The sequence below is a fragment of the Curvibacter sp. GW821-FHT09D12 genome (assembly GCF_059416245.1).
The window spans coordinates 1-3,877 of record NZ_JBWKOU010000051.1; the positions used below are offsets into that span (position 1 = coordinate 1).

At 63.7% G+C, this 3,877-nt stretch carries 1 protein-coding gene; it reads right to left on the minus strand.

Annotated features, from left to right (window positions below; genetic code table 11):
* Positions 1-93: 93 nt before the first annotated feature.
* Entirely contained in the window at positions 94-3,501 is a 3,408-nt protein-coding gene (locus tag AC07PT_RS30370) for an EAL domain-containing protein (protein WP_494659179.1), read from the minus strand.
* Positions 3,502-3,877: the final 376 nt, after the last annotated feature.

The following is a 3,877-nucleotide window of genomic DNA, read 5'->3' on the forward strand; positions in this document are numbered from 1 at the left end:
CACGTCGTTCTCTCATCGTCCACACCCCCTAGTTTCTTCTGTTTTAAGGATGCGACAACTATTCTGACGCGGGGGGGGGGGCGAGGTGGCGTTTCAATCCTTGGGGTGTGGGTTCTTGGCCTGATGGGTAGCTTCATGGGCCTGCCGCCAGGCCTGAAAGGCTTCCGGCGGCATCGGCCGGGCCATGAGGTAGCCCTGCGCAAAATCGCAACCCAGGCTGGCCAGTTGGTCCCAGTGGGCCTGGGTTTCGACGCCCTCGGCCACAGTCTTGCGGCCCAGGTCGTGCACCAGATCGATGGTCGAGCGCACGATGGCGGCCGAATCCTTGTTGTTGCACATGTCGCGCACAAAAGACTGGTCGATCTTGATGTAGTCGACCGGCAGCTTCTGCAGGTAACTGAGCGCTGAATAGCCGGTGCCAAAGTCATCGATGTACAGGGCAATGCCCTCGGCACGCAGGCTTTGCAAGACGCCCAGCGCGTACTCGGCGTCTTCCATCACCGCGGATTCGGTGATTTCCATCTCCAGCAGGTGGGGCGCACCGTTCCAGGTGCTGCGCAGATGGCGCAGCCGTGTCAGCAGGTTCTCATCGCGCAGATTGCGGGCCGACAGGTTGACGGCGATGGGCACCGCGCAACCCTGCAGGGCCCAGTGGTGGTTCAGGCGCAGAGCGGCCTCGATCACCCAATCGGTCAGGGGGGTGATCAGGCCGGTCTGCTCGGCCAGGCCGATGAACTCCATGGGGGGCACCAGGCCGCGCTGGCTGTGCTGCCAACGCACCAGGCCTTCGGCGCCGCAGACGGCGCCACTGCGCATGTCGATCTTGGGCTGCAAGTGCAGCAGCAGATCGCCGCCCTCGATGGCGCGGCGAAGTTGGCCGGCCAAATTGAGCTGATGCGGCTGCCGGGCGCCTTTGGCCGGGTCGAAGATCACCTGCCGCAGCCCTTTCTTGCGCGCCATCTGCAAGGCAATGTCCATGTGCCGATACAGATCGTGCGGGGTCGTCCCGTGTTGGGGGTACAGCGCGATGCCGGTGCGGGCCGAAATGTCGATCTCGATGTCGTCCAGGGGCATGGGTCGGGTCAGGGCGGCGTTCAGTCGCTCCACCTGAGCCAGCGCGGCCTGGGCATTGCCATCGGGCAGCAGGATGGCGAATTCGTCGCCGCGCAGGCGGGCCACACTGGCGTCAGGCGGCACACTCTGACTCAGTCTCTGGCCGAATTCGCACAACAGCTGATCGCCAAAACTGAAGCCAAGGGCGTCGTTGATTTCGCCGATGCGCTCGATGTTGATCTGCAAGACCGCAAACTTGGACGGGCCCTGATGCTCCGCCAACGCCAGCGCCATGCTGAGGCTTTCGGTGAACTGGGTCTCGTTGGGCAGGCCTGTCAGGGCATCGTGGCGGGTCAGGTGCTGCATGGCCTGTTCGATCTGCGCCTGCTCGACCTGGCTGCGCAGCGTGGCGATGCCAAAGGCCAGATCGTCGGCCGATTCACTGAGCAACCTCACCTCGTCGGGGTTGAAGGTGTTGGGTTCACGGTCATAGAGCGCCAGTGCCCCAATGACCTTCTGGCCGACGCGCAAGGGGCAGGCCAGGGCGGATCGGTTGCCGTCCAGGTACTCCAGCCAGGGCACGTAGCCCGGGCTATCCAGCACATTGGCGATCACGGTGGTCTGGCCGGTTCGCACCGATTGGGCCGTGGCCCCCTGCCCATTTTCGGTATCGGCCCAGGTCAGGGGCAGACGGCTCAGGAATTCGAGGCCATGCTGGTTGCCGCTTTGGGCCATCAGCTTCAAGGTCTGGGCTGCGTCGTCGAGCCGATACCACACGGCGGCCATGCCATAGCCGCCGGTGCTGACGATCGCTTGGCACATGTGTTGCAGCAACTCGTCCTCCGTATTGGCGCGCAGCATGGTCCGGTTGACGGCGCTCAGGGTGCGCAGTGCCCGGCCCAGGTGCTCCAACTCTTGCACGCGTTGGGCCAACTCGGCGTTCAGGTCCTGGATGGCGGCCTCGCTGCGTTTGCGCTCGGTGATGTCGCTGCCCAGCAGGTAATAGCCCAGCACATGGCCCTGCTCGTCGCGCTTCGGGAAATAATTCACCGCGTGCCACAGGTCGGGTTCAGGCTGCCAGTCAAAACTCTGTGCCTGGCCTTGCAGCGCCTTTTGAATCATGGGTGCGGCGATGGCATAGCGATCCGGGCCCAGGATCTCGATCACGCTGCATCCGGTGATGTCGGCCCGCTCGGGTGCGAACCGGCGCCGGTATAGATCGTTGACATACACGTAGCGTTGCTGGGCGTCGACATAGCCGATCAAGGCGGGGACCGCCGCCATCACGCTGCGCAGGTGTTCTTCGCTTTCATGCAATTGCTGGGTTCGCTCCCGCACATGCTGTTCCAGCAAGGCGTTCTGGCGTTCGATCTGCAATTCGGCCTTGTACTGTTGGGTCACGTCGCGAAACACCAGCACCGTGCCGCGCATCTTGCCCGCGGCATCGCGGATCGGTGCCGCGCTGTCGGCAATGGGGCATTCGCTGCCATCACGGGCGATCAGGCTGGTGTGGTTGGCCAGATCCTGTTGCTGGCCGGTCTGTAGCACGCGGACAATCGGCACCTCGACAGACGCACGGGTGCTCTCGTGGACGATCACGAACACCTCTTCGGCCGGGCGACCGCGGGCCTCGGCTTCGCTCCACCCGGTCAGTCGCTCTGCCACGGGGTTGAGGCGCGTGATGCAGCCCTTGAGATCGGTGGCCAGAACACCGTCACCGATGGACCGAAGGGTGATGGCCAGGTCTTCCTCGCGCTCTGCCAGGGCCTCGCGATTGCGCGCCAGCTGTTGCAACTGACGCTGGATCAATTTGTAGGTGGCCGCCAGCAAGCCCAACAGCAGGGCCGATACCAGCAAGCCCCCGCCCAACAGCCATTGGCGGCTGCGCAGTTGCTCGGTGTCCCGGGCACTGAGCAGGCGCAGTTCTTCGTCGCGCATCTGGTCCAGCAGACCATAGACCTTGTCTCGGGTTTCGCGCAAGGGCGCCTGGGCCACATAGGCCGTGGCCGCCTCGACGCCCTGGGTCTTGCGCAGCAACTCGACCTGGCGGGCAATGGCGATGCGCTGGTCCACCACCTCGCGCAGTTGCTGCCAGCGGTTCTGTTGTTCGGGGTTGTCGGTGGTGAGTTGGGCCAGGCTGCCCAGGGCCGCTTCGCGTGAGCGGGAGGCCTTTTCTCTCTCAAGCAGATAGCTGTTGTCGCCCGTCATTCGGAAGTTCTGCGTGCTCAGCTCGACCTGCAGCATGTCGCCACGGGTGATGGCCAGCGAATTCAGCACCTCCTGGGTGTGGTGCACGCTCTGGGTGGCAATGGCCGCATCACGGGCCAACTTCCAGGTCAGTCCCAAGAGGGCGGTGACCACCAGGGCGGCAGCGGCAAAGGCCAGCAATACCTTGGCATTGAACCCCCCTTGCAGTTCAGGGTGAGGGGCCATGGTCAAACGCAGCATGCTTCGGGGCCCGGTCCAGGGCCATTCACATGGGGCAATCGGGGCGACATGTAACACCTCCCTTAAGGCGTTGATTGGTGGGATGCATGGATCAGTCCGGATCTTCGTCCGACGCTGAGGCATGCGGCTTCGCCAAGATTAGCCGTATTTGAACTTTCAAGCCAGCCAGGCATGTGCTGAGATGAGGGGTGAAAAGACGCCAAAAAAAGAGCCCCGCCGATGGCGAGGCTCAAACCTTGGATGGAATGAATGAAGCTGCCAGCCGCCCTCGAAGGGCGGTCAACAGCACCTTCGGTGCTGGCCAGGGGTCAGAACGCCAGGCGCAGGCCGATGTCAAAGCCGGTGGAGTTGCCATTGACGTTGTTGGCGCCGGTGA

Coding starts and splice junctions, on each gene's coding strand:
- AC07PT_RS30370 (WP_494659179.1), bottom strand. CDS start 3,501: ATGCTGCGTTTGACCATGGCCCCTCACCCTGAACTGCAAGGGGGGTTC.